This is a genomic window from Shinella sp. (assembly GCF_052438155.1).
In the GTDB taxonomy this organism is placed as follows: Bacteria; Pseudomonadota; Alphaproteobacteria; order Rhizobiales; family Rhizobiaceae; genus Shinella.
Window position 1 is genome coordinate 229,113 of record NZ_JBQVPI010000006.1, and the last position, 25,406, is coordinate 254,518.

Genomic DNA, 25,406 nt, shown 5'->3' on the forward strand with positions numbered 1-25,406 from the left:
CTGAAGGCCGCAGGCCTTCAGGCCGTCCGGAACGGCAATGTGATGACGGCCTGGTAGCCGCCCCCATCCACCGGACCTGACGCGAAGCGCCACCGGCTGCCGAAACGCGCTTGCAGCCGGTCGCTGATATTCCTGAGACCGACGCCCATGCCGGCCGGCTTGCGTTCCACCTGCTCGTCTGGCAGATCGTTTTCGACGCTCAGCACCAGTCGATCCCCCTCCCGTTTCGCCTCCAGCACGATGGTGACGCGCTTGCGCGCCGGAGCAACGCCGTGCTTGACCGCGTTCTCGATCAGCGGCTGAAGGATGAGGTTGGGAACGAGCGCCACCCCGAGATCTGCCGGAAGGCGGATGTCGAAGGCCATGCGGTCGGCGAACCGCTCATGCTCGATTTCGAGGTAGTCGCGCTGAAGGGCGATCTCTTCTGCCAGTGGCACGTCATGCAACGGATCGAGCGAGAGTGTCGTGTGCAGGAAACGCGAGAGCGACAGCACCATGCGGTCCGCCCGCCCGCCCGACCCTTCCTCGATCAGGCCGGCAATGGAATTCAGCGTGTTGAAGAGGAAATGCGGATTGAGTTCGTAACGCAGCGCCCGCAATTCCGCGTCCAGCTTGCGGCGCTGCGCATTGAGCAGCGAGAGCGCCGCCACATAGAAGCCGAAAACCACGGCATTCCAAATGAAGCTGAAGCGGAACTGCAGAATGGCCTTGCCCCACGTATCGGCGAGGGCAAAGCCCGGCACGCTCAGGCCGCCGGGCAATGCATGCGGGCCGACCATCATGATCACCGCGATATCGAACACGGCCTGACTGACAGCGGCAACGAAGACGGCGAGAATGCCGAAGCCTATGGCCTGCTTTTTCGGCAGGGTTTGAAGATGGTGGAGCAGTCTTGCCAGGACGAGGGCGAGCAGAATGCTGCTCAGCCAACCGGGCGCGATGATGGGCAGGCCGCCCGGCAGCATCAGGATGTCGTTGATGGAAAGCGCCGTCCACAGGGTAACGGCCAGAACGAGGGCCTCGCGCCAATTCCATATGCCGACCATGAATGCTCCCGAAGCCGCCATTTCCTGGCGCTCTAACTGCCATGTCCCTGCTATGCCTCGGAAGCGGCCGCAGGAAAATGCCGGAGCAGACATTGTTCACGGAAAAACCCGGCTTGCGATCTGCAAGCCGGGTTTGTTTGAAAGCGGATGGCTCAGTGCGAGTCGGCCAGGCGTGCCGCTTCGACGGCGTCGGATTGCGCGAAGTTCGTGCCGTTGAAGAAGGCATTCAGCAGCACGGCGGCAATCGAGGCGAGCACGATGCCCGATTCGATGATGGGATGGATCGCATGCGGCATCCACATCAGGTAGTTCGGCGCGAGCAACGGGACGAGGCCGAAGCCGATGGACACGGCAACCACGAAGAGGTTGTTGCGCGATGTCTTGAAATCGACATTCCCAAGGATGCGCACGCCCGTCGCCGCGACCATGCCGAACATCACCAGACCCGCACCGCCGAGCACGAAGGTCGGCACGGCTTCCACCAGCGCGCCCATCTTCGGGATGAGGCCGAGCACGATCATGATCACGCCGGCAGCGACGCAGACATAGCGGCTCTTGACGCCGGTGACGCCGACGAGACCGACATTCTGCGAGAAGCTCGTATAGGGGAAGGTGTTGAACAGGCCGCCGATCATCGTGCCGATGCCGTCGACGCGCAGGCCGGCGGTCAGCTGCCGCTGGGACACCGGCTTGTCGGTGATTTCACCAAGCGCGAGGAACATGCCGGTCGATTCGATCATCACGACGATCATCACCAGCGTCATGGTGGCGATCAGCACCGGATCGAAGATCGGCACGCCAAAGCGGAAGGGCGTGACGACGGCGAACCAGCCGGCATCACCCACGCGGTCAAAATGCATCATGCCGAGCACGGATGCGGCAAGGCAGCCGATGATGACGCCGGCAAGCACTGCGATGTTGCTGATCAGGCCACGGCCGAAGCGGGCGATGAGCAGGATGGAGACGAGCACCAGCGCCGAAAGGGCGATATGGCTGGGTTCGGCATAGATCGGGTTGGAGACGGTCGGCGCGATGGCGAAGCCGTCCGGAACCGCCGGGCCGCCGCTCTCGGCGAGCGTTTTCATCTGGGCCAGCCACTCGGCATGCGTCGGGTTGATCAGCTTGGGGGCGGTCGGGCCGAAGGGGTTGCCGAAGGTCCAGTTGATGCCGACGCGCATCAGCGACACGCCGATGACGAGGATGATCGTGCCGGTCACGACGGGCGGGAAGAAGCGGAGCAGCCGCCCCATCAGCGGCGCGATCAATAGCGCCAGGAAACCGGCCCCTATGATGGCGCCAAAGATCATGCGGGCGCCCTCCTGGCCCGGGGCCATGGTGGCCATGGAGACCATCGGGCCGACCGAGGCGAAGGTGACGCCCATCATGACGGGCAGGCGGATGCCGACATGGCGGCCGACGCCGAGCGACTGGATGATCGTGACGAGACCGCAGACGAAAAGGTCGGCGGAAATCAGGAACGCGACGTCCTGCGGGCTGAGCTGCAAGGCCCGCCCGACGATCAGCGGCACCGCGACGGCGCCGCCATACATGACGAGAACATGTTGAATGCCCAGCGTTGCGAGCCTGCCGACGGGCAGTTTCTCGTCCACCGGATGTATGCTGGATGCGTCGCTCATGGATACTCCTCCTATCATGTCGACCTTACCTGCCCCGTCCTCCAACGGGGTGCGCTATCTCTCGCGCCGCGGTAGAGCGCTTCAAGCATAGCCAGGCGATAAACACTTTACGTATTTCCGGGGTAATCGTGCGACGGGGAGCATTCGCCATACGTCGATCGTCTGCCGAATTCGAACGCCTTTTCACATGGTTGGCATCGTTTTCCGGTGTAAGGATCGGCTTGAACCGACCATCATTTGAGCGCAAAATAACTGCCGCCGTCAACTGTTTCCTGCACGGCATATGTGTCATTCCGCAGAGCCACCTGCTGCGGCGCGAAATGGACCGAAGGAGCGCCCGAATGCCCCGAAAACAACCGGAAAATCCGTGTGAAGCCGAAGCCCTGGCTTTGGCGCAGAAGGGCATAGAGGCGGGTGCGGAGGGAAACCATGCCGAGGCGGCGAAGCATTGGGAGGCTGCGTCGGACTACGCGGACACCCATTTGCCGGGGGCCGATATCGACTACTGGATCAAGAGCGGCTTCGGTGCCGCCCTCTACGATATCGGCTCCTATGAGCGCAGTATCGCCATTTCGAAGGTCGCGCTCGGCTGGTGCTTTGCCCTCAAGCAACCGCTGCCCGCACTCACCCTGGCGAAAAGTTATCGCCTATTGGGGGATGATGCGATTGCCCAGACCTACGTCGATCAAGCCCGAGGTCTCGTCGGTGAGGCGGCTATGAAGAATTGGGCGGCATCGGCGGACGGCTGAGTCGATGTGCTAACCGACGATGCGACGCCACCGGAATGCGGCGCAGGCATCGGCCTCGTGTGTGCAAAGCGCGTTATCAGGCACCCTATTCAAGCGCCTGTCGGATCGGAGGCTAGGCGGGGCGGGTGAGCACGCCTTGTCCGCCCGTCCAGATCACAGAATGAAATCGCCTTTGACAAACTCGATCGTCGTGTCGAGCCGAACCGAGAAATCGATCTTGCCGTCACCATTGGCGTCGCCGTGGAGATAGGTATCGCCATTGGCATTGGTGTAGCGTAGCTCACCGGCCTTGTTGCTGAAGGCCTTCTCGCCGACGAACGTGAAGGCCTGGTCGCCGGCAACCTTCGTATTGGCATCGATGGCCGACAGGTCGATCGTGTCGCCCTGGCTGCGATTGAAGTCGAAGATGAAGTCCCGACCGGATGCATAGAGGGTCGAATCGCTAAGGCTGGAAAAGATGAACTGATCGGCGCCAAGCCCGCCGGTCAGCTTGTCGGCGCCGGCGCCGCCGGAAAGCTTGTCCGCACCCGCTCCTCCATTGAGGCTGTCGTTGCCGCCGTTACCCCAGACGGTGTTGGCGGCTGCATCGCCACGAAGGATGTCGTTGCCCGCGCCGAGGATCACGGCTTCAATAGAGTACAGATGCTGGATGTCGCCGAGCGAGCCTTTCGCGGTACCTGCGGCCGCTCCCTTGAGCGTTATAACTGCGTTGCCCTTGTAGTCGAAGTAGTCGAGGGTGTCCCAGCCCCCGTCACCATAGAAGGTGTCTTCGCCCGCGCTGAAGATAAATCTGTCGTCGCCGTCGCGCCCAAAGAAGGTGTTGGCACCAGCGTCGCCGCGCGCGAGGTCGTTGCTGTTGCTCAGGATCACGGCTTCGATCGAGTAGAGGCTTTTTACGTCGCCGAGCGAGCCCTTCGCAATGCCCTTGCCCTCTCCGTTCAGCGTCACGCTCACGCTGCCCGTGTAATGGAAATAGGAGAGGGTGTCCCACCCTGCGCCGCCATACATGGAGTCGTTACCGCCGCTGACGACAAGCTTGTCGTCGCCGGCAAGCGCCATATAGGTCTCGTTCAAGTCGGTACCGTACACGGTATCGTTGAGCTGGGTCCCTGTTACGATGCGAGACATGGTCCGCCGATCCTTTTAAAGCAAGCGCCTGGCCGAAGCACTAGCGCCTCTGCGTGCGGCTGGAAAGGAATCGGCAAATCTAGTTCGCGTTAATCTTAACAAAGAGCGGAGCCGGCCAAGGCCGCCCTACATTCGTACGACGCGCAAAAGCGGATGGGACGCCGCCCCGTTTTGGGGCGGCCTATTGTGCCGATGAGATGAAATTATGCGACCGCCTCGCCTCCTCTGTGGAGGGCTATCGCATCTGCAATGAGCGTTGTCTGGTCACCTGTTCCTCCCAGGGACGAGGGATGCCGGCGGGCGAATGAGAGGAGCTGGGTGAAGTACCGGTCGAGCCATCCTGAGCCATAAGCTGACGGCTCCCGGCGCCGCCCTCTGCTGGAGCTTAGCGCTGAGCTTGCGCAGGCCATGCGCGGGTTTCTTCCCCCCGACTCGATGTATTTCTCCTTGAAACAGATTCCGAAGCTCTCCTTTGTGAATGCCTTCCCATGGGAGCTTTCGATCAAATACGAGCCCTTACGCGGCGTTGCATCAATGGAGTGTATGACGCGTTTCCTGCGCTTTTCGTCAGCGCTTTGCCGGATACAGCCGGCGATGACAGTCTACGTCTCAGGTATTAGCGGCGGCGTCACCTTGCGCCATTTGTCCTAAGCTCTCCTCCGAAAGCACATGGGGCTCTCCCCCTTTCAGACGACCATCCGCACCGGATTTTGCGTGGGGCAACAATGTTACTCACAATTCGTCTCAATCGCTAATTCGCGCAAACTGCGCTCTACTTAGCATTCACATGCAGCGGCCAACGCCAGCAGGGAGGTAGCCATGTCGGTAGATCGGAAGCCTGATATGCGGGTTAATCGAGCGAGGCGTCACTTTCTTGGCGTGTCGGTAGCCACGGGTGCCCGTCTTGCAGCGATAGGTTCCCTGGCGGCAACGTTTCTTCCCTCGGTCGCCCAGGCATTGGGAACCAAATGGTGGCACAAAGACGGGGGTGGTCAGGGCGGTATGTGCTTCCTGGCCGGGACCTCGATCAGGACGGCAGCCGGCGAGGTACGCATCGAAGACCTTCTCATCGGTGATCTGGTCGAAACGGTGGATGGCAAGGCCAAACCGATCAAGTGGATCGGATATCACACCTTCAGGCGTAGCGGCCATCACTGGAGCAGGAGCGTGATGCCTGTTCGCATCGCTCGCCATGCCCTTGACGAGAAATCGCCGCACCGGGATCTTTATGTCTCGCCGGGCCATGCGCTGTATATCGACGGCGTCCTGATTCAGGCGGCCGATCTCGTCAACGGAACCTCGATCACACAGGCGGTGCCGGAAGGTGTCGAAACGCTTGACTACTTTCATATCGCGTTCAAAGCTCACGAAGGCATGTTCGCCGAAGGCGTCGCAGCCGAGTCGCTGCTGCTCAAGGGTGGCAATCATGAGATATTCGCCAATTTTGCGGACTATGCCCGCCTCTATCCAGACGATCCGCAGCCTGCCATGGTCCCTTTCGCACCAACCGTCAGCTATGGTGGACGCGAGCATCTGAAGGCCTTGGTCCGTCTGGCGGCACCACGATTTTCCCCGACATACGGGCACGCTAGACGGCTCTATGAGCGGATAGCCGAGCGTGCGGAGCATTCGGGGGCATAACCAGAAGGCGCGGCGATTCTACGGCAAACATCTTGTTTCACGGGGACTCGAGACCGCCCCATTTGCGGCAGCCGGATTGCTGGCACGGGTGCATTGCTGTGCTGGATGAAGATATCAGAGAAGGCCATGGTTGCTATGCAGGCTATGATGGTTTTTTCTTCGATTCGTTTCGATATTCGCAAGAGACCACCGTTGAAGGACGAACATCATGCCACCTCAATCCATCTCCGGGAGTGCGCCCGCCTGAAACAGGATCGTTGGCGGTCCGAATTCCCCCAAGGTTGGATCGGCATCACGCCGACACGCCGGCATGGCTCCCCGCCAATAGCTTTGCCTCGCGCACCGCGCGCTCTTCCGTGTCGATCTGGCGCGGATCGAAGGCCGCCACCAAATCCCCCTCATCATTTTTGTTGAATGCTGCAAGCACCACAATCTTGGTCGCTGTCATCTGAACCTCCCGAAAATTGGGCTCAGATTCACTGAACCTACCGGGCAATATGTAGTGGGCTTAAATGGCCTGGGAAAAGCTGATTCTCAGTGTCAAAAACCGCTTGCGAAGCGATGAAAAGGTGAGGGTGCCGCGCCAGGTTTCACAATGGAAACAATGGGCGCAAAAGGGCGGTTGGTGCGGGATTTTCGGTGGCCTAGAAATGCAAAAGGCCCCGTGGATACAGGGCCTTGCAAGAAACCGGATGGTGGGCGTGACAGGGATTGAACCTGTGACCCCTACGATGTCAACGTAGTGCTCTCCCGCTGAGCTACACGCCCATCCGATGAGCCGCATAGACCACAAAACATCTGGCGGCGTCAATAGGCTTTTTTAGCTTTTTTTACGCGCCGATTTTGTGGTCTTTTCCGGGGCTTAGGCGGCCAGCATCTTGTTGACCTCGTCGACGAGATCACGCAGGTGGAAGGGCTTGGAGAGGACCTTTGCGTCCTTCGGGGCCTTGGAATCCGGGTTGAGCGCGACGGCGGCGAAGCCGGTGATGAACATCACCTTGAGGTCCGGATCGAGCTCGGTGGCGCGGCGTGCCAGCTCGATGCCGTCCATCTCCGGCATCACGATATCGGTGAGGAGCAGCGAGAAGGGTTCTTCGCGAAGCCGGTCATAGGCGCTGGCGCCGTTGTCGTAAGACAGCACCTGGTAGCCCGCCTTTTCGAGCGCCTTCACCAGAAAGCGGCGCATGTCGTTGTCGTCTTCAGCGAGGAGAATCTTGGGGGTCATGGAATTCGGGAACCATTGCTAAAAGGGTGTCTGCCCGCGAACGGGCGGTTCTGTTAAGAGATCGTATTCCGGTAAATATCCGGTGAATGGGGCATGGCAAGGCCTTATCCCTCGTTTCTCAGTATGGACACGGGGTGAGGCCGCTGGCAACATGAACGACGTAATGATTTCGAGGCATGGTAAAGGACGGCAATGGCGGAGGCTCTGAGCGAAAACAGCCACTTCGAAGTGCTGGAGCCGGTTTCGCAGAGCGTGCCCCTCGTCTTCAACTCGCCACACAGCGGGCGGCGTTATCCACAGGGCTTCCTCGATCAGTCACGCCTCGATGCGCTCGGCATCCGCCGGTCGGAAGATCATTATGTCGACGAGCTGTTTTCGGTGGCACCCGCGCTCGGCGCGCCGATGCTGATTGCGCATTTCCCGCGCGCCTGGCTCGACGTCAACCGCGAGCCCTACGAACTCGATCCGCGCATGTTCGAAGGCTCTCTGCCGTCTTACGCCAATATCAGCTCGATCCGGGTTGCCGGCGGGCTTGGCACGGTGCCGAGGGTCGTGGCCGAGAACATGGAAATCTATAGACATCGCTTTCCCGTCGAGGAGGCGCTGGAGCGGGTCGAGACGGTCTACAAGCCCTATCACGCGTGCCTGCGCCGACTTGTCGTGCGCACGCATGTGATGTTCGGTTTCTCGGTGCTGATCGATTGCCATTCCATGCCGGGCAATATCCGGGTGTCCGGCTCGGGGTTGCGGCCGGATTTCATCATCGGCGACCGCTATGGCACCAGCGCCTCGGGCGAACTGTCGCGCACCGCGATGCGGCTTCTCGAGGACATGGGTTTTTCCGTCGTGCGCAACAAGCCCTATGCGGGCGGCTTCATCACCGAGCACTATGGGCGGCCGGCCAAGGGGCTGCACGCGCTGCAGATCGAGGTAAACCGCGGCCTCTACGTCGATGAGACGACGCTTGCCAAGAAGCCGGATTTCGCGGTGCTGCAGACGGCGATTGCCGCGTTCCTGCAGGATTTTTCCGACCATGTAGAGGATTATGCCGCGGACCGGGCACTGGCGGCCGAATAGGCCCGGTTTCCTCTCAAAAAAAACCGCGCTTGTGGCGCGGTTCAAGTCTAGGGAGGAAACACCCAAGGAGGGTATTTACAGCCACGAGTGACTGTAAGAAAAGAGTAATATTGCGCTGCACAAGTGTCAAGCGCAACTGCGGAATAAATTTGCGATCCGTTAAGCAATTTTCTTGCGTGGGCACTTCTTCGTGCCGATGCGCATTGCGGTTCCGTTTTCGGGGCCAATGCAGTATGTCAATGACATTCACAGTCCCTCCGAGAGATCCCCATGTTGCCTGATCGCGCCTTCTTCGACCGCCTTGCCGATGCTGCAAGGCAAGAAACCCTGCCGCGTTTCCGCGTTGGTGCCGATGTCGTCAACAAGGAGGCTTCCGGTTTCGATCCGGTGACGGAGGGCGACCGCGCGGCGGAAGCCGCAATCCGCGTGCTGATCGAGCAGCATTTTCCCAACCATGGCATCCTCGGCGAAGAGCACGGTTCGGTTGGTCTTGACCGCGAATATGTCTGGGTCATCGACCCGATCGACGGCACGCGCGCCTTCATTTCCGGCGTGCCGGTCTGGGGTACGCTGATCGGGCTCTATCGCAATGGCGAGGCGATCATGGGCCTGATCGACCAGCCCTTCACGGGGGAACGCTACTTTGCGGACGGCAAGGTCTCGCACTATGCCGGGCCGGATGGGGCCAAGACGCTCTCCACGCGGCCGTGCAACAGCCTGTCGGACGCGATCATGTTCACCACCTCGCCACATCTCTTCACCGATACGGCCAAGACCCGCTATGAGGCGGTGCAGGACAAGGTGCGGCTCTTCCGCTACGGCTGCGACTGCTACGCCTATGCGCTGCTCGCCGCCGGCCATATCGACCTCGTGGTCGAATGCGGATTGAAGCCCTATGACGTCGGCGGCCTCATTCCGGTCGTCGAGCAGGCGGGCGGTATCATCACCAATTGGGACGGCGGTCCGGCGGAAATGGGCGGCGAGATCATCGCGGCCGGCAGCCGCAAGGTCTATGACGAGGCGATGGCGCTTCTCAGGGGCTGATTCAACTCAGGCGCCGAGGCCGGTTTCCTCGGCGTCACTTCCCGGAATGAAGGCCTCGATTGCGGCAAGCGCCTGCGCGCGGAACCGGTCGGCTTCCTGAAAGAGCTCATGGCGTGCGCCGTCGATCTCTATGAGGCGGGCGGCGCGGAAGATGCGTGCGAGATTGCCGATCGCCTTGCGCGGGACGAGGATGTCGGCCGTCGGGCACAGTAGCAGCGTGGGGATGCGAATGCGTGTCAGGTGGTCCTGATGCGTCACGCGGGCCATGGTCGCGATCGTCTCGTTCAGCCAGCGCGCGCTCGGCCAGCTGATCGAAAGCTCGGGATGTTCGGCGTAGATGGCGGCGTTGCGGGCAAAGCGGCGCGCGTCGGACGTCACGACGTTGTTGGCGAAATCGAATGTCGGGTCGCCCTTGCGGAAGGTGTGGTTGCCAAGGCCGGTGAGCGAGGCGAGGCGCGCGATGATCGCGATCTTGCGCTGGCTCATCGATTGCCCGGCAAGCGCTACGAAGGGTGCGGCGAGAACCATGCGCTCGATGCGGTTTTCCAGTGCCGGTGCCTGTGAAAGCGCGACGAGCGCGCCGGTGGAATGCGCGACGATGAAGAAGGGCAGACGGGCGTCCGGCAGCACGATCTTTTCAAGGAAGAGCGAGAGGTCGGCCTCGTAATCGGCAAAGCGCGCGACATGGCCCGCCCGGCTGCCGGTGATGAGCCGGTCGGAACCGGCCTGGCCGCGCCAGTCGAATGTCGCGACCCAGAGGCCGCGGGCGGTGAGGTCGTTGATCGTCTCGAAATATTTCTCGATGCACTCGCTGCGACCCTGCAGCAGCACGACCGTGCCCTTCGCCTGGCGTTCCTTCGAGCGGAACACGGCATAGCGGATTTTCACGCCGCCGCGACCTTCCAGGAAACCCGCGACGTGGTTTTCCGGAACGGGATTGTCGGCGGTGGCGTGCAGGATGGAATCCATCGGGCGATGAGGTCTCGGCAGGCGTCGATGATTGATGGATAGGCGCTCGCCCTTGAGCCGTCAAAGAAAAAAGCCGGCTGCATGCGGCACGGGGGTACAACACATGCAGTCCGGCGCAATTTGACCGGGGAGGAAGGGACGTTACACCCCAGTCGTCGAAAGTTTTCGCTTCCGATGCTGCGGTTTTAGCAAGGGCAAGCTGAACGCTGTCCGAAGCCATCGTTCATCCGGCGTTCATCCGTAAAGAATTCGGGACGATCGCTGCTAAGGTGGGGGAGCGGTTAACCGCCGATCCATTGCTCGCGCGTCACCTCGTACCAAACCTCGCCGTGCTCGCTGCCGGGAATGGGGTCGGGCCAGTCGACGGAGACCGTGCGTGCGTGGTGCATGCCGATCTTTTCCATGACGTGGCGCGACGCCTGGTTTATCGCCATCGTGGTCGCGACGACCTTCTCGTATCCACCGCTCCTGAATCCCCAGTCGACAAGTGCAGACGCCCCTTCCGAGGCCAGTCCCTGACCCCAATCCGCCCTATGCAGGCGGTAGCCGAGTTCGGCGAGGGTCTCGCTTTCCGGCCACAGGCAAAACCAGCCGACGAACGCGTCGTTCGTGGTGCGGCGCGCCGTCCAGACATAGGGCTCCGTTCCCCTCGGCATAAGGAACGTTGCGTTCGGATCGATCTCCTGGTGGTTTACGGCGTGTCCACCGTTGAGAAAGCGCATCACCTCCGGATCGCGTTCAAGCGCCATGAAGTCAGTGCGGTCACGCGGGCAGCAGGGACTGAGCGTCAACTGCGTCGTCTGCAAAACAGTCATTTTCGAGCATCCCTCCGTCGCACGGCAAATATGTTCTGATTCGCCCGTTGTTTGCCCCCTTGAACAGCGAAAACGGCATTCCCATCTCATCCTCACGGGCGCCGAAAGGGTCCGTCGAGGTCTCCGTCGCCAAAAAGGGTCGGGGACCGGTCAACCGGGCTGCACCTTCGGAAATCAGGGGCAGCCTTCAGAAAGATCGCAACCGTTGCTCTGAAGGAGGACACCATGCGTCACGTCGATTTCTCCCCCCTCTACCGTTCCACCGTTGGTTTCGACCGTCTCTTCACCATGCTCGACAGCCTCGGCCAGCCCGAGCAGGCCCCGAGCTATCCGCCCTACAACATCGAGCGCACCGGCGAGACCACCTATCGCATCACCATGGCGGTTGCCGGCTTCGACGAAAGTGAACTGTCGATCGAAGCGCGCGAACATGCGCTGACCGTCAAGGGCGAGAAGAAGGACGAAACGGCCGAGGAAACCCAGTTTCTTTACCGCGGCATTGCCAAGCGCGCCTTCGAGCGCCGCTTCCAGCTCGCCGATCATGTGGAAGTGCGCGCCGCTTCGTTGAAGAACGGCCTTCTCCACATCGATCTCCTGCGCGAAATTCCGGAAGCTGCCAAGCCGCGCCGTATCGAGATTGCAGCCGTCAACCGCGAAGCCAAGCAGATTGAAGCGCAGACCAGCTAATCTCTGCTTCGTTTGGAATGAAGAAGGGCGGTGCCGCAAGGCACCGCCTTTTTTGTTGTTGAAGCCCCCCTCATCCGCCTGCCGGCACCTTCTCCCCGGGGGGAGAAGGGGAAAGCGGAGACGTTGCATCCTTTATCCCTTCTCCCCCCGGGGAGAAGGTGGCCCGAAGGGTCGGATGAGGGGGCCTCTACTGCACGTCTATTCTTTCAAAGCGCCGAGAGAAAATTATCGACATCCGCTTCGGTGGTGGCGAAGCTGGTGACGAGGCGGATCAGGGTCTCGTCGTCGCGCATGGTCGCCTTCACGTCCGGGCCGGCCGGCCAGTCGTAGAAGACCGCGCCCTTGTCCTGCAAGGCCTTCATCGCATCGTTCCGGATGATGGCGAACAGCTCGTTCGAGCCGGTCGGCCAGGCGAGGCGGGCTTTGTCGGACGTGGCGAAGCCGGCGGCGAGGTGGGCTGCCATGCCGTTGGAGTGGCGGGCGAGGGTGAGCCACAGGCCATCGCGGAAATAGGCGTCGAACTGCGCGGCGATGAAGCGGGATTTTGAGAAAAGCTGGGCCGAGCGCTTGCGCAGGAAATGCATCTGCTGCGCCTTGCCCGGATCGAAGAGCACCAGGGCCTCCGCGCACCAGCAGCCGTTCTTCGTGCCGCCGAAGGACAGGATGTCGACGCCGCGTTTCCAGGTCATGTCTGCCGGCGTCGTGCCGAGATGGGTAAGCGCGTTGGCGAAACGCGCGCCATCCATATGCAGCGGCAGGTTGGCCTTCTTCGTGACGTCGGAGAGGGCGGCGATTTCGTCCAGCGTATAGGCGGTGCCGGCTTCCGTCGCCTGCGTTATGGTGACGGCCATCGGCTGTCCGCCATGCACGAAATCCGGTGGGAAGCGGCCGATCGCAGCGGCGAGCGCCTGCGGCGAAAGTTTGCCCGCCTGACCGTCGATCGGTACGAGCTTGGCGCCGGTCGCGAAGAATTCCGGCGCATTGCATTCGTCGACATTCACATGCGCTTCGCGGTGGCAGAAAACCTGCCCGCCGGGGCGGTTGAAGCTGGCGAGCGCCAGCGAATTCGCCGCGGTGCCGGTGCCGACGAAGAACACCGCGACGTCGCGCTCGAAAATTTCGGAAAACGTCTTTTCCACACGCTTGTCGAGATCACTGGTACCATAGGCGGAGGCAAAGCCGCCGGCCGCATCGACCAGGCTCTTTGCGATGTCGGGATGGGCGCCTGCCCAGTTGTCGGAAGCGAAAAACATGCGGTTTCCAATGCGAAAATGGGTCTTCGAGGGACCATAATGGAGAAATGATGGCGATCAATCGCCGGAATCGGCGAAGAGCGCCATCCTCCCGAAGAATGAAAGGAACGGAAACAAAACGTCGAAGTGTCGTAATTTAATTTCAAGCCTTCGACGGCGCGGGCAATTTTTCTTCATGGCATGGTGATTATTTGGCATGATGGCCTTGCAGGGCCAAGGTGTTTCTGGCATAGAACACATGAAATAGGACAGTGTTGCTGTCCTATTTCGGTCAAGAGACCGAAGAGGCGCCTCCCGCGACCGCGAGAGAGTGCCGCACACGGCGCCGGGTGATGGAGAGGTTCTCTCCTGAAAAGCCCGCCGCCTTGACGGTCCCGATGGCATATCTGGTCGACCGTCGTCTTTTTACGGTCGGATCAGGTCCATACAAGAGACGCTCGCGTGGCCGTACTTGCGACAAGGCAAACGGCTGCCACGTGGGCGAAAACGGTTGCCCGCACGATGCCGGGCCTAGAAGGAGGGACGACGATGACGGACATGACGCCATCAAACGGGTTTGGGCAGAACCGGACGCAGATTACTGCGACGGACGCCAAAACGCGTCCCTCCACGACAGGCATGCCGAAACGACAGGGTCTTTATGATCCGCGCAATGAGCACGATGGCTGTGGCGTCGGCTTCGTCGCGCACCTGAAGGGCCAGAAGTCGCACCAGATCGTCAAGGACGGGCTCTTCATGCTCGAAAACCTGACGCATCGCGGCGCTGTCGGCGCCGATCCGCTGATGGGCGACGGTGCCGGCATCCTCGTGCAGATCCCGGACCGCTTCTTCCGCGAGGAGATGGCGGTACAGGGCATCACCCTGCCGAAGGCCGGCGAATATGCCGTCGGCCACATCTTCATGCCGCAGGACGAAAAGCTCGTTGATTACTTCAAGAAGGTCATCGGTGACGTCATTGCCGAGGAGGGCCAGGTCCTCATCGGCTATCGCGACGTGCCGGTCGACAATGCCTCGCTTTCCAAGGCGCCGGAAATCGCCGCCACCGAGCCGCGCCATGTCCAGGTGTTCGTCGGTGCCGGCCGCGAAGCCGCGACCAATGCCGAGTTCGAGCGTCGTCTCTTCACCCTGCGCAAGGTGATCTCCAACCGCATCTATGACGAATACGAGGGCGAGGAGAGCAACTTCTACCCGGTCTCGCTGTCCTCGACGACGATCGTCTACAAGGGCATGTTCCTCGCCTACCAGGTGGGTGCCTACTACAAGGACCTGGCCGACCCGCGCTTCGAATCGGCCGTCGCCCTCGTGCACCAGCGCTTTTCCACCAACACCTTCCCGTCTTGGAAGCTGGCGCACCCCTACCGCATGGTCGCCCACAACGGCGAAATCAACACGCTGCGCGGCAACGTCAACTGGATGGCGGCCCGCCAAGCCTCCGTGTCCTCGCCGCTCTTCGGCGACGACATCACCAAGCTCTGGCCGATCTCCTATGAGGGCCAGTCGGACACCGCCTGTTTTGATAACGCGCTCGAGTTCCTCGTGCGCGGCGGCTATTCCATGGCCCATGCGGCGATGATGCTGATCCCGGAAGCCTGGTCCGGCAACCAGCTGATGAGCCCCGAGCGCAAGGCGTTCTACGAGTACCATGCTGCCCTGATGGAGCCGTGGGACGGCCCGGCCGCCGTCGCCTTCACGGATGGCCGGCAGGTCGGCGCGATGCTCGACCGCAACGGCCTGCGCCCGGCCCGCTATCTCGTGACCGATGACGACCGCGTCATCCTCGCCTCCGAAGCCGGCACGCTGCCGGTCAAGGAAGAGAGCATCATCAAGAAGTGGCGCCTCCAGCCGGGCAAGATGCTGCTCATCGACATGGAAGAGGGCCGCGTCATCTCCGACGACGAGGTGAAGTCCGCGCTCGCCGCCAAGCACCCTTACAGCGACTGGCTGCGCAACACCCAGATCATCCTGGAAGAACTCGGCCCGGTCGAACCGCGCGCGCTGCGCCGCGACGTGTCGCTGCGCGATCGCCAGCAGGCCTTTGGTTATACCCAGGAAGACACCAGGCTGCTGATGTCGCCGATGGCGACGACGGGGCAGGAAGCGATCGGCTCCATGGGTACGGATACGCCGATTTCGGCGATGTCCGACAAGACCAAGCTGCTCTACACCTATTTCAAGCAGAACTTTGCGCAGGTGACGAACCCGCCCATCGACCCGATCCGCGAAGAACTGGTCATGAGCCTCGTCTCCTTCATCGGCCCGCGTCCGAACCTGCTCGACCATGGTGGCGCGGCGAAGGCCAAGCGCATGGAAGTGCGCCAGCCGATCCTCACCAATGGCGATCTGGAAAAGATCCGCTCGATCGGCCATGTCGAGGACCTGTTCGACACCAAGACGCTGGACTTCACCTATGACGTCTCGCGCGGTGCCGAAAGCATGCCGGAAATGCTCACCCGGCTGTGCGAGCGCGCCGAGCATGCGGTCAACGGCGGCTACAACATCATCGTGCTCTCCGACCGCCAGATCGGGCCGGACCGCGTGGCGATCCCGGCGCTGCTGGCGACCGCCGCCGTGCACCACCACCTGATCCGCAAGGGTCTGCGCACCTCGGTCGGCCTCGTCGTCGAAACCGGAGAACCGCGCGAGATACATCACTTCTGCCTGCTTGCCGGCTATGGCGCGGAAGCGATCAACCCGTATCTCGCCTTCGACACGCTCACCGACATGCACAAGCGCGGCGAGTTCCCGAAGGAAGTCGACGGGGAAGAGATCGTCTACCGCTACATCAAGGCGATCGGGAAGGGCATCCTGAAGGTCATGTCCAAGATGGGCATCTCGACCTACCAGTCCTATTGCGGTGCGCAGATTTTTGACGCGATCGGTCTTTCGTCCGAGCTGGTCGACAAGTATTTCTTCGGCACGGCGACGACCATCGAGGGCATCGGCCTCGAACAGATCGCAACGGAGACCTTCAACCGCCACAAGGCCGCCTTCGGCCGCGATCCGCTGCTCGCCAACACGCTCGATATCGGCGGCGAATATGCCTACCGCATGCGCGGTGAAGACCATGCCTGGACGCCGGACGTCGTCGCCTCGCTGCAACATGCGGTGCGTGGCAATGCGGCCGACCGCTACAAGGAATTCGCCGAACTGGTGAACACCTCGTCGCTGCGCATGAACACGATCCGTGGCCTCTTCGCCATCAAGGGCGCCGAGGCTGCCGGCCGCAAGCCGATCTCCATCGACGAGGTCGAGCCGGCGACGGACATCGTCAAGCGCTTCTCGACGGGTGCCATGTCCTTCGGCTCGATTTCCCGCGAGGCGCATACGACGCTTGCCGTTGCGATGAACCGCATCGGCGGCAAGTCGAACACCGGCGAGGGCGGCGAGGAAGCCGACCGCTACCTGCCGCGGCCGGACGGTTCTGCAAACCCCGAGCGCTCGGCGATCAAGCAGGTCGCATCCGGCCGCTTCGGTGTGACGACCGAGTACCTGGTCAACGCGGACATGCTGCAGATCAAGGTCGCGCAGGGCGCCAAGCCCGGCGAGGGCGGCCAGCTGCCCGGCCACAAGGTGGATGCGACGGTGGCAAAAACCCGTCACTCCACGCCGGGCGTCGGCCTCATCTCGCCGCCGCCGCACCATGACATCTACTCGATCGAGGACCTGGCGCAGCTCATCTACGACCTGAAGAACGTCAACCCGGAAGCGGATATTTCCGTCAAGCTCGTCTCGGAAGTTGGTGTCGGCACGGTTGCCGCCGGCGTTGCCAAGGCGCGTGCGGACCATATCACCATCGCCGGCTTCGACGGCGGCACGGGTGCCTCGCCGCTCACCTCGCTGAAGCATGCCGGTTCGCCCTGGGAAATCGGCCTTGCCGAGACGCACCAGACGCTCGTGCTGAACAAGCTGCGTTCGCGCATCGCGCTCCAGGTCGATGGTGGCCTGAAGACCGGCCGCGACGTCGTCATCGGTGCGCTGCTGGGCGCCGACGAGTTCGGCTTTGCAACCGCGCCGCTGATTGCGGCCGGCTGCATCATGATGCGCAAGTGCCACCTCAACACCTGTCCGGTGGGGGTTGCGACGCAGGACCCGGTTCTGCGCAAGCGCTTCAAGGGCGCGCCTGAGCATGTCATCAACTACTTCTTCTTCGTTGCCGAAGAGGTGCGCGAAATCCTGGCTTCGCTCGGCGTTCGTTCGCTGAACGAGATCATCGGCGCCTCGGAACTGCTCGAGAAGGAGACGATGATTTCGCACTGGAAGGCCAACGGGCTCGATTTCAGCCGCATCTTCCACAAGGTCGATGCGCCGAAGGAGGCGACCTACTGGACCGAGCGGCAGAACCACCCGATCCATGACGTGCTCGACCGCAAGCTCATCGAGCAGGCCAAACCCGCGCTGGAATCGAAGACGCCTGTCGCCTTCGAGGTCGACATCAAGAACGTCGACCGTTCGGCTGGCGCGATGCTCTCCGGGGCCGTCGCCAAGCGCTACGGCTTCAAGGGCCTGAAGGACGATACGATCTCGGTGAAGCTGCACGGCACGGCCGGCCAGTCCTTCGCCGCGTTCCTGGCCCGTGGCATCACCTTTGACCTCATCGGCGCTGGCAACGACTATGTCGGCAAGGGCCTTTCGGGCGGCCGCATCATCGTGCGTCCTCCGGCGGACAACAGGGCGGTGCCGCACGAGTCGATCATCGTCGGCAACACGGTGCTCTACGGGGCGATTGCCGGCGAATGCTACTTCAACGGCGTGGCCGGCGAGCGTTTTGCCGTGCGCAACTCCGGAGCGGTCGCCGTCGTCGAGGGCGTGGGTGACCACGGCTGCGAATACATGACGGGCGGTGTCGTCGTCGTTATGGGCGAGACGGGTCGAAACTTCGCGGCCGGCATGTCGGGCGGCGTTGCCTATGTGCTCGACGAGGCCGGTGATTTTGCCCGTCGCTGCAACATGGCGATGGTTGAACTCGAGCCGGTGCCGGAAGAAGACGACATGCTGGAGAAGCTGCACCACCACGGTGGCGACCTCATGCACAAGGGCATGGTCGACGTGTCTGACGACATGACGCGCCATGACGAGGAACGGCTTTATCAGCTGATCTCGAACCACCTGCACTATACGGGCTCGCCGCGGGCCAAGGAGATCCTCGACAACTGGGTCGAGTATCGTCCGAAATTCCGCAAGGTGATGCCGGTCGAGTACCGACGCGCGCTCGAAGAGATGGAGCGCATGAGGATGGGGGTCGCTGCCGAGTAAGGCAGCGGTTTTCGACCTTCACCGACTGATTGCGCGCCGTAAGGACAGCGAAATCAGGATCGAATTCATCTTAACCGGCGCGACAGCGGAGCTGCGCACCGGTCCGGGGCCTTGAAGGCACCGTCTTGAGTGAGGATTTTTGAAGTGGGCAAGGTAACTGGTTTCATGGAAATCGACCGACAGGTGGCGAAGTATCAGCCGGCCTCCGACCGCATCCGCCATTTCCGCGAATTCACCATCCCCATGTCGGACCCGGAGGTCCAGAAGCAGGCCGCGCGTTGCATGGACTGCGGCATTCCCTATTGCCACGGTCCGACCGGGTGTCCGGTGCACAACCAGATCCCGGACTGGAACGACCTCGTCTACAACGGCAACTGGGAAGAGGCGATCCGCAACCTGCATTCGACCAACAATTTTCCGGAGTTCACCGGCCGCGTCTGCCCCGCTCCCTGCGAGGAGGCCTGCACGCTGAACCTCGAGGACGCGCCGGTCTCCATCAAGACCGTCGAGCAGGCGATCGCCGACAAGGCCTATGAGATGGGCTATATCGTGCCGCAGCCGGCGACGGTGAAGACCGGCAAGAAGGTCGCCGTCATAGGTTCCGGTCCTTCCGGCATGGCGGCTGCCCAGCAGCTCGCCCGCGCCGGCCACGAAGTCCATCTCTACGAGCGCGAATCCAAGGCCGGCGGCCTGCTGCGCTACGGCATTCCGGACTTCAAGATGGAGAAGAATTTTATCGACCGTCGCGTCGACCAGATGCGCGGCGAGGGCGTGACGTTCCACTACGGCGTCAATGTCGGCGTCGACAAGACGATGGACGAGATGCTCTCGGAGCATGATGCAGTTCTCTACTGCGGCGGTTCCGAGACGCCGCGCGATGCCGGCATTCCCGGCGTCGATTTTGCGGGCGTGCATGATGCCATGCCCTATCTCGTGCAGCAGAACCGCCGCGTCGGCCGCGAGAACATCGACAGCGTCGGCTGGCCGTCCGACCCGATCCTCGCCGGCGGCAAGCATATCGTCGTCGTCGGCGGTGGCGATACCGCGTCCGACTGTGTCGGCACGGCGTTCCGCCAGGGTGCCGTGAAGGTCACCCAGCTCGACATCCGCCCGCAGCCGCCGGAAAAGGAAGACAAGCTCGCCGTCTGGCCGTTCTGGGCGACGAAGATGCGCACCTCCTCCTCGCAGGCCGAAGGCGCCATGCGCGAGTTCCAGGTCGGCACGCTCGAATTCGTCGGCGACGAGGACGGCGTCCTGACCGGCGTGAAGTGCTGCCAGGTGGACGATCGCCGCAAGCCGATCGCCGGCACGGAGTTCATCATCAAGGCTGACCTCGCCTTCATCGCCATCGGCTTCCGCGGTCCCTTCACGGATAGCGTGCTGAAGGATCTCGGCGACAAGCTTGCGATCAACACCGACAAGCGCGGCTCGTCGAACGTCATTGCCGACGATCGCGACTACAAGACCTCGGTCGACAAGCTGTGGACTGCCGGCGACGTGCGCCGTGGCCAGTCGCTCGTCGTCTGGGCGATCCGCGAAGGCCGTCAGGCCGCACGCGCCATCGACGAAGCACTGATGGGCGCGACCACGCTGCCGCGCTGAGCCTCAGAAACAGAAAAGGGCGCGTTGGGAAACCGACGCGCCCTTTTGTTTTGGATGGCCCGGTCAGGGTGTCGCGGTCTTGTCCAGCCGGAAATCATCGACGCGGCCGAGCGGCGCATCGGCGACCTCGCCCTTCTCGACCAGCTTTTCGCGCAGGCTCTTGCCATTTCCCTTGGCTGTCGTGCCGCCGAGCAGGGCGGTGCCGCCGTCGAGCGCCGGGTCGGCAAGGCTGATCGGTTGCGTCTTGGTAATCTCCGCATCCTCGACCGGGGGGGTGGCGACCACGAGATCCTTGAGGTCGCCCTGCAGCCCCGGGCCATCTGCGGCGGCATCCCCGAGCAGGCGGCGGATTTCCTTTTCGACGTAGAAGGCGAGCTTGCGTTTGCCGGCCTTGGTGAAATTGATGCCGTCCGAGCCGCGCAAGCGCACCTGCTGGCCGTTGATATCGGAGCCCGAAATCACGAACTTGCCGTTCTCGTCGACGAAACCGTCCCAGATATCGACGAATTCGCCGCCGGTCTTCTCGACGCTTGCGCGGTAGATCGTGTTGAGCGTGGTCATGTCCGCGGTGAGGGCCGAGGATTGGAAGGCGGGCATGCCGACCCAGAGCATCGGCTTGCCGCTATCGCGCGCCAGCGTCGCAAGCCGGGCGACACGCGCCTCGTATTCCTTCGTCCACGCCTCGGAGCGGAACTTTTCCTTTTCCCCTGCAACCGGCATCTGCTGGCGGTCGTTGGCCCCCATGCTGATGACGACGAGGGCGGGCTTGGTTTCGGCGATCAGGCCAGGAAGCGAAGCGGGCCAGTCGTAATAATCGTCACGCACGATACCGGAGGAGCCGTTCGTGCGGCGCTCGATCACGATGCCGGGTGTTGTCTCGAAGGCGGTTGCTAGCCCTTCGCCGAGGCTGCCGGCGATGAAGTCGCCGACGACCAGCACGACCTTGGCCTCCGGCAGTTTTTCGATCACCACTGGCGCCGGCTTGGCGACGACGGCCGTCGGCTTTTTTTTCTTGCGGTTGACGGTGGTGCGCGGTTTCCTGACTTCCGGTTCGCGGATGATCTCCTTGCGCTTCGGCGTGCCGAAAAGCAGCTGGAGGATCGTCTTGCGTTCGGTGCGCTCCTGGGCGCTGGCCGGCATGGCCGTCACGACGACGCTCGCCGAGACGGCGAGGGCAAAGCCCAGTCGTACAAACCGCACTATCGTCTTCATGCTCATGGACTCCGGCCTCCACCGCGATCCTGAAGGATTTCGGTGGCGGCATGATGGCAAAAGCACGCGGGGAACGGAAGCTGCCGGCAGCAAAAAGGGGCGCAGAGCGCCCCTGTTCTCATCGCAGGCCGATATTAGCGGCGCAATGCCTTCAGGAGCTGCTGGCTCGGCTCGCCGTCCGCAGCAAGGCCCACGCGGTTCTGGAAGGCCTGGATCGCGGCCTTGGAGCCGGAGCCGAAGTTGCCATCGACCTCGCCCTCATAGTAGCCAAGCTCCTTGAGGCGCGTCTGAAGCTCGAATTTTTCGGTGATATCGAGCGTGCCGTCCGGGCGCGGCCAGCGCTGCTTGACGCCGCTGTAGCCGGCGAGCTGGTCTGCCAGCATGCCGACGCCCATGGCATAGGAGTCCGACGCATTGTAGCGCTTGATGACGAAGAAGTTCTTGGTCATCAGGAAGCCCGGGCCGCCATTCGCCGGCAGTTTCAGTTCCGCGCGGTCGGCGCCGTTCTTGAAGCCGCTGCCGTTGGGGCGTGTGAAGCCGAGCTTCGCCCATTGGGCGAGCGTCTTGGTCTGGCCGGAATATTTGCTGCCGCCCGTCGGCACGATGGTCTCGTAGCCCCAGGTCTTGCCCGCCTGCCAGCCGTTCTTGGCAAGCAGGTTCGCGGCGGTCGCCAGCGCATCCGGCACAGAATTCCAGATGTCGCGGTGGCCGTTGCCATCGGCATCGACGGCATAGATCAGGTAGCTCGTCGGAATGAACTGGGTGTGGCCCATAGCGCCGGCCCAGGAGCCGGTCATGTCGGCGGCATCGATGTCGCCGCGCTGGATGATCTTGAGGGCGGCGATCAGCTGCGTGCGGGCAAATTTCGCGCGCTTCTTGTCGGCATAGGCGAGCGTTGCCAATGCGCGCGGCACATAATGCAGCCGTTCGCTTTTCTCCAATACCGCGCCGTAGTTCGATTCCATCGACCAGATGGCGAGCAGGATGTTGCGGTCGACGCCGAAATGGCGCTCGAGCGCTGCCAGCGTGCGGCCGTGTTTTGCCGCCATCTCCTGGCCGATGCGTACCGTGTAGGGGTTGACGCGCGAGTCGAGATAGTCCCAGATCTTGTGCTTGAATTCAGGCTGGAAGGCCGCCTTCTCCAGCACGTCGGGATCGGGCGTCTTGACGCCGGAAAACGCCTTCTGGTAGGTCGACTTGGTGATGCCGGCCTCGGCTGCCGTCGCGTAGAAATCGGCGACCCACTTCTGGAAGCGGGCATCCGCGCGGGCGACGCCGGCCTGGGCGAAAAGCCCGGCCGAGAGAAGGAGGGTGAGCGCAGATCGGCGCAGAACGGTCTTCAGATTCTGGGTCATCGGCTATCATGTCCGTTTCTTAAATTTCGGTACGATGGCTTGAAACCACCGGCTGAACGCAAAACTTATAAAAACGAAGTCAACAAATTCTTTACCATCAAACTTTTGTCCCGTCTTCCTTTGCAAAAAAATAGCAATTGGCTTCTATTCCGGCACAGATGCGCCCCGGCCATGAAGGCAACGGGCTCAAAGAGGTGAATAATGTCCCAGACACGTAGGGTTCGCAAAGCAGTCTTTCCAGTGGCGGGCCTCGGCACGCGCTTCCTTCCGGCAACGAAAGCCGTGCCGAAGGAGATGCTGACCGTCGTGGACAAGCCAGTGATCCAGTACGTGGTCGATGAGGCGCTGGACGCCGGCATCGAGCACCTGATCTTCGTGACTGGCCGCTCCAAGGCCGTCATCGAGGACTATTTCGACATCCAGGTCGAGCTTGAACAGACGCTGCGCCAGCGCAACAAGACGGCTGAGCTGACGCTGCTCGAAAGCATCCTGCCGGTCGCGGGCTCGACGAGCTTTACCCGCCAGCAGGAACCGCTTGGCCTCGGCCACGCCGTGTGGTGCGCGCGCGAGCTGGTCGGCAACGAGCCGTTCGCGCTGCTTCTGCCCGACATGATCATGAAGGCCGAGAAGGGCTGCATGAAGGGCATGGTCGAGCTTTTCGAGCATAGCGGTGCGAATGTCATCGCCGTCGAGGAATGCGCGCCGGACCAAGCCCACAAATACGGCATCGTCGGCGTCGGCGAGAAGGTCGGCGATGGTTTTGCCATCACCAAGATGGTCGAGAAGCCGGCGCCGGGCACGGCACCCTCCAACTTCTTCATCAACGGCCGCTACATCCTGCAGCCGGAAATCTTCCCGATCCTCGCCAATCAGGAGCGCGGCGCCGGCAACGAGATCCAGCTGACGGATGCCATGGTGAAGCTTGCCACTGACCAGAAGTTCGCCGCCTATCATTTCCGCGGCGAGACCTACGACTGTGGCGCGAAGGACGGTTTCATCCTTGCAAACATCGCCTTCGCGCTTGCCCGCGCAGATATCCGGCCGACCGTCGAGGGTCCGTTGAGAGAACTCGTCGCGAACCTGAAATAGGGCTTAGCGGCGCAGCACGAGACCGATGCCGGCACGCGTGATGCCGGTGTCGGATGTGCCGGACTGCCTGGTCAGTTCGTAGGAGACGTCGCCGGTCATCGCCAGCCAGCGGTTGAGGTTCCAGGTCAGGCCCGTGCCGATCTGGTAGACATATTGATCGTTGCTGGTGGACGACCGGAAATCCCGCCAGGTGTAGATGCCGCTGAGGCGCGCGACGAGGTTGTCGCGCAGTTCGTGCGTCAGTTCCGCATTGGTTTCGTAGGTCACATAACCGCTCTCGCGGGCGGTGGTGGAGGGTTCGATTTCCGAGCGCAGGCCGAGGCGAAGGTCCGTGCCGCGCCGTGGTGACCAGAAGACCGAGCCGTCGATCGTCACGGCCTCGATCGCCGCCAGACGGCTGTCTTCGAACGTCGCGCGCGTGAAGCCGACGCCGAGATCGCCGCGCAACTTTTCCCCGAGATCGATTTCCACACCGGCACGGCCGCCGAGTGTGGAAGAGGAACGGGCATAGCCTTCCTGATCGTGCTCGTCGTCATAGATCGATTTGCCGACGGAGGCTTCGAGATAGGGGATCAGGGCCGGCGACAGTTCGAAGCCGATGCGCCCGGTCAAGGTGCCTTCCGTGTAGTTACGGTCCGACATGATGAGCTTGTCCCCGTTGGCAAGGGTGGCGGAACTGAAGGTTTCACGCTGCAGATCGGCGCCGATCGTGCCGCGAATCAATCCGAAGTCCCGCGTTACGCGCGCGCCGCCGGTAAATCCGTGCACGCCGGACTGGGCGCTGGCACCAGCGGTCGCGTTGGGATCGCTGTTGCTCTCGCGTTCGAAACTGTAGCCGGCCGTCAGGTTGGCTATCGTATTGCCGCTGAGGTCGAGCCTGAGGTCGCTGTTGATGCGCAATTCCGGCTCGGTTTCGCCCACACCGCTGATATTGCGCTGATAGACGCCCTCGCCGTCGATGGTCCACTGATGGCGCGACCAGTCGGAGGTCAGCGATCCCCGGAACCCTGTCGTGGAGAAGGTCCGGCTGGTGGAAGACGGGCCGACCTTCGTCTTTTCGTAGCCGATGCCCTGGGAAACCGACGGCCGCAGCACGAAGCTGCCGAGCCGGATGCCGGTCGGTTCATAGGGATCACCGAACGCGCTGCGCGCACCGCCTACGCTGCCTTCCGGCGCGTTCAGCCGTTCTGTCTCGCTGCCGGTGCGGCCAACGGCGCCGTCGTCGGCCGCATTGGCAAGCGCGTCCTGCTGGTCGTCGGTCAGGGCCGGGACGCCGTTCGTCGTGGTGGTGGTATCCGGCGTCTCGGCACCGCCGTCGGCGGCCGGTACGGCAAACGGATCGGTCAAGGCGGTGGGGTCAGCCGGCGTCTGTTCCTGCGACAAAGCCGGAACGGATGCGAGCACGGTGCCGGCGAGCAAAAGCCCGGCCAGCCGCCGCGACAAACGAAGCTGTCCAGCTCCGCGATCCATTCCATTTGCCTCTGCCATGATTTGGGCCTGCGAATCCTCGAGAATTTCCTAAGCGAACGTAAACCGTCGTGGTTAACGCTTGGTTGCTATTGAGGATTCACTCGCGGTAACGCTCTGCCTTCATTCGTGCATGGACAGCTCTTCGCAAAAGCGC

Annotated in this window: 19 protein-coding genes and 1 tRNA gene; 8 read left to right on the forward strand and 12 right to left on the reverse strand. The window is 62.2% G+C overall.

From position 1 onward, the window contains the following. Nucleotides 1-17 precede the first annotated feature (17 nt). Nucleotides 18-1,046: a sensor histidine kinase gene (locus tag ACT6VE_RS13940; RefSeq protein ID WP_444799179.1), complete on the reverse strand. Its 1,029-nt coding sequence runs from the start codon at nucleotides 1,044-1,046 to the stop codon at nucleotides 18-20. 152 nt (nucleotides 1,047-1,198) lie between these two features. After that, the gene (locus ACT6VE_RS13945; protein ID WP_444799180.1) at nucleotides 1,199-2,683 is read right to left on the reverse strand and encodes a nucleobase:cation symporter-2 family protein; all 1,485 of its coding nucleotides are present in this window, start codon (nucleotides 2,681-2,683) and stop codon (nucleotides 1,199-1,201) included. A 341-nt stretch (nucleotides 2,684-3,024) separates the two neighbouring features. Between ACT6VE_RS13945 and ACT6VE_RS13950 the strand changes: the two genes are divergently transcribed. Next, nucleotides 3,025-3,432 (forward strand): hypothetical protein, encoded by a 408-nt coding sequence (locus ACT6VE_RS13950; RefSeq protein WP_444799181.1) that lies wholly within the window; start codon nucleotides 3,025-3,027, stop codon nucleotides 3,430-3,432. A 153-nt stretch (nucleotides 3,433-3,585) separates the two neighbouring features. On the opposite strand, the gene ACT6VE_RS13955 is transcribed toward ACT6VE_RS13950, so the two are convergent. Then, entirely contained in the window at nucleotides 3,586-4,560 is a 975-nt protein-coding gene (locus tag ACT6VE_RS13955; protein ID WP_444799182.1) for a M10 family metallopeptidase C-terminal domain-containing protein, read from the reverse strand. A gap of 819 nt (nucleotides 4,561-5,379) precedes the next feature. Between ACT6VE_RS13955 and ACT6VE_RS13960 the strand changes: the two genes are divergently transcribed. Beyond that, nucleotides 5,380-6,201, forward strand: coding sequence for a Hint domain-containing protein (locus tag ACT6VE_RS13960; protein ID WP_444799183.1), 822 nt, complete (start codon nucleotides 5,380-5,382; stop codon nucleotides 6,199-6,201). A 292-nt stretch (nucleotides 6,202-6,493) separates the two neighbouring features. On the opposite strand, the gene ACT6VE_RS13965 is transcribed toward ACT6VE_RS13960, so the two are convergent. From ACT6VE_RS13965 to cpdR1, 3 genes are all read right to left on the reverse strand, one after another. Further along, nucleotides 6,494-6,649, reverse strand: a complete 156-nt coding sequence (locus ACT6VE_RS13965) for a hypothetical protein (RefSeq protein WP_444799184.1) — start codon at nucleotides 6,647-6,649, stop codon at nucleotides 6,494-6,496. Between the two features lie 245 nt (nucleotides 6,650-6,894). Further along, nucleotides 6,895-6,969: transfer RNA gene (locus ACT6VE_RS13970), tRNA-Val, on the reverse strand. Between the two features lie 94 nt (nucleotides 6,970-7,063). After that, nucleotides 7,064-7,426, reverse strand: a complete 363-nt coding sequence (gene cpdR1 / locus ACT6VE_RS13975) for a response regulator CpdR1 (RefSeq protein ID WP_069061148.1) — start codon at nucleotides 7,424-7,426, stop codon at nucleotides 7,064-7,066. Nucleotides 7,427-7,618: 192 nt separating this feature from the next. Here cpdR1 and ACT6VE_RS13980 point away from each other — a divergent pair, with 192 nt between their 5' ends. Both ACT6VE_RS13980 and hisN read left to right on the forward strand, forming a co-directional pair. Next, nucleotides 7,619-8,503: an N-formylglutamate amidohydrolase gene (locus ACT6VE_RS13980; RefSeq protein ID WP_444799185.1), complete on the forward strand. Its 885-nt coding sequence runs from the start codon at nucleotides 7,619-7,621 to the stop codon at nucleotides 8,501-8,503. A 270-nt stretch (nucleotides 8,504-8,773) separates the two neighbouring features. Next, entirely contained in the window at nucleotides 8,774-9,547 is a 774-nt protein-coding gene (gene hisN, locus ACT6VE_RS13985; protein WP_444799186.1) for a histidinol-phosphatase, read from the forward strand. Nucleotides 9,548-9,553: 6 nt separating this feature from the next. Here hisN and ACT6VE_RS13990 read toward each other — a convergent pair whose 3' ends face one another. Both ACT6VE_RS13990 and ACT6VE_RS13995 read right to left on the reverse strand, forming a co-directional pair. After that, the gene (locus ACT6VE_RS13990) at nucleotides 9,554-10,516 is read right to left on the reverse strand and encodes an alpha/beta fold hydrolase (protein WP_069061151.1); all 963 of its coding nucleotides are present in this window, start codon (nucleotides 10,514-10,516) and stop codon (nucleotides 9,554-9,556) included. Between the two features lie 281 nt (nucleotides 10,517-10,797). Then, on the reverse strand, nucleotides 10,798-11,331 hold the full coding sequence (locus ACT6VE_RS13995; protein ID WP_444799187.1) for a GNAT family N-acetyltransferase: 534 nt from the start codon (nucleotides 11,329-11,331) through the stop codon (nucleotides 10,798-10,800). 225 nt (nucleotides 11,332-11,556) lie between these two features. Between ACT6VE_RS13995 and ACT6VE_RS14000 the strand changes: the two genes are divergently transcribed. Beyond that, entirely contained in the window at nucleotides 11,557-12,018 is a 462-nt protein-coding gene (locus ACT6VE_RS14000; protein ID WP_444799188.1) for an Hsp20 family protein, read from the forward strand. Nucleotides 12,019-12,224: 206 nt separating this feature from the next. On the opposite strand, the gene ACT6VE_RS14005 is transcribed toward ACT6VE_RS14000, so the two are convergent. Continuing rightward, nucleotides 12,225-13,271, reverse strand: a complete 1,047-nt coding sequence (locus ACT6VE_RS14005) for a threonine aldolase family protein (RefSeq protein WP_444799189.1) — start codon at nucleotides 13,269-13,271, stop codon at nucleotides 12,225-12,227. A gap of 528 nt (nucleotides 13,272-13,799) precedes the next feature. Between ACT6VE_RS14005 and gltB the strand changes: the two genes are divergently transcribed. Beyond that, a complete protein-coding gene (gene gltB, locus ACT6VE_RS14010; protein WP_444799190.1) occupies nucleotides 13,800-18,524 on the forward strand; it encodes a glutamate synthase large subunit in 4,725 nt (1,574 codons plus the stop codon). A 144-nt stretch (nucleotides 18,525-18,668) separates the two neighbouring features. Beyond that, nucleotides 18,669-20,126 carry a glutamate synthase subunit beta gene (locus tag ACT6VE_RS14015; protein ID WP_444799191.1) on the forward strand — a complete coding sequence of 486 codons (1,458 nt, stop codon included), beginning with the start codon at nucleotides 18,669-18,671 and terminating at the stop codon, nucleotides 20,124-20,126. A 63-nt stretch (nucleotides 20,127-20,189) separates the two neighbouring features. Here the strand turns inward: ACT6VE_RS14015 and ACT6VE_RS14020 are convergent, their stop codons facing one another. Together ACT6VE_RS14020 and ACT6VE_RS14025 are read right to left on the reverse strand one after the other, a co-directional pair. Beyond that, nucleotides 20,190-21,338 (reverse strand): SGNH/GDSL hydrolase family protein, encoded by a 1,149-nt coding sequence (locus ACT6VE_RS14020; RefSeq protein WP_444799192.1) that lies wholly within the window; start codon nucleotides 21,336-21,338, stop codon nucleotides 20,190-20,192. Nucleotides 21,339-21,472: 134 nt separating this feature from the next. Then, on the reverse strand, nucleotides 21,473-22,693 hold the full coding sequence (locus tag ACT6VE_RS14025; protein ID WP_444799193.1) for a lytic murein transglycosylase: 1,221 nt from the start codon (nucleotides 22,691-22,693) through the stop codon (nucleotides 21,473-21,475). A gap of 201 nt (nucleotides 22,694-22,894) precedes the next feature. Between ACT6VE_RS14025 and galU the strand changes: the two genes are divergently transcribed. Beyond that, nucleotides 22,895-23,782, forward strand: coding sequence for a UTP--glucose-1-phosphate uridylyltransferase GalU (gene galU / locus ACT6VE_RS14030; RefSeq protein WP_444799194.1), 888 nt, complete (start codon nucleotides 22,895-22,897; stop codon nucleotides 23,780-23,782). Between the two features lie 3 nt (nucleotides 23,783-23,785). Here the strand turns inward: galU and ACT6VE_RS14035 are convergent, their stop codons facing one another. Further along, complete coding sequence (locus ACT6VE_RS14035) at nucleotides 23,786-25,252, reverse strand: outer membrane beta-barrel protein (RefSeq protein WP_444799195.1); 1,467 nt, start codon at nucleotides 25,250-25,252, stop codon at nucleotides 23,786-23,788. Between the last annotated feature and the right edge of the window lie 154 nt (nucleotides 25,253-25,406).

Bases quoted from the DNA above. Each gene is read 5' to 3' on its own strand.
- ACT6VE_RS13990 (WP_069061151.1), bottom strand. From the start codon at position 10,516: ATGGATTCCATCCTGCACGCCACCGCCGACAATCCCGTTCCGGAAAAC.
- gltB (WP_444799190.1), top strand. From the start codon at position 13,800: ATGACGGACATGACGCCATCAAACGGGTTTGGGCAGAACCGGACGCAG.
- ACT6VE_RS13955 (WP_444799182.1), bottom strand. From the start codon at position 4,560: ATGTCTCGCATCGTAACAGGGACCCAGCTCAACGATACCGTGTACGGT.
- ACT6VE_RS13980 (WP_444799185.1), top strand. From the start codon at position 7,619: ATGGCGGAGGCTCTGAGCGAAAACAGCCACTTCGAAGTGCTGGAGCCG.
- ACT6VE_RS13995 (WP_444799187.1), bottom strand. From the start codon at position 11,331: ATGACTGTTTTGCAGACGACGCAGTTGACGCTCAGTCCCTGCTGCCCG.
- ACT6VE_RS13940 (WP_444799179.1), bottom strand. From the start codon at position 1,046: ATGGTCGGCATATGGAATTGGCGCGAGGCCCTCGTTCTGGCCGTTACC.
- ACT6VE_RS14005 (WP_444799189.1), bottom strand. From the start codon at position 13,271: ATGTTTTTCGCTTCCGACAACTGGGCAGGCGCCCATCCCGACATCGCA.
- ACT6VE_RS14035 (WP_444799195.1), bottom strand. From the start codon at position 25,252: ATGGATCGCGGAGCTGGACAGCTTCGTTTGTCGCGGCGGCTGGCCGGG.
- ACT6VE_RS14020 (WP_444799192.1), bottom strand. From the start codon at position 21,338: ATGAAGACGATAGTGCGGTTTGTACGACTGGGCTTTGCCCTCGCCGTC.
- ACT6VE_RS13945 (WP_444799180.1), bottom strand. From the start codon at position 2,683: ATGAGCGACGCATCCAGCATACATCCGGTGGACGAGAAACTGCCCGTC.
- ACT6VE_RS14000 (WP_444799188.1), top strand. From the start codon at position 11,557: ATGCGTCACGTCGATTTCTCCCCCCTCTACCGTTCCACCGTTGGTTTC.
- hisN (WP_444799186.1), top strand. From the start codon at position 8,774: ATGTTGCCTGATCGCGCCTTCTTCGACCGCCTTGCCGATGCTGCAAGG.
- ACT6VE_RS13965 (WP_444799184.1), bottom strand. From the start codon at position 6,649: ATGACAGCGACCAAGATTGTGGTGCTTGCAGCATTCAACAAAAATGAT.
- cpdR1 (WP_069061148.1), bottom strand. From the start codon at position 7,426: ATGACCCCCAAGATTCTCCTCGCTGAAGACGACAACGACATGCGCCGC.
- galU (WP_444799194.1), top strand. From the start codon at position 22,895: ATGTCCCAGACACGTAGGGTTCGCAAAGCAGTCTTTCCAGTGGCGGGC.
- ACT6VE_RS13950 (WP_444799181.1), top strand. From the start codon at position 3,025: ATGCCCCGAAAACAACCGGAAAATCCGTGTGAAGCCGAAGCCCTGGCT.
- ACT6VE_RS14025 (WP_444799193.1), bottom strand. From the start codon at position 22,693: ATGACCCAGAATCTGAAGACCGTTCTGCGCCGATCTGCGCTCACCCTC.
- ACT6VE_RS13960 (WP_444799183.1), top strand. From the start codon at position 5,380: ATGTCGGTAGATCGGAAGCCTGATATGCGGGTTAATCGAGCGAGGCGT.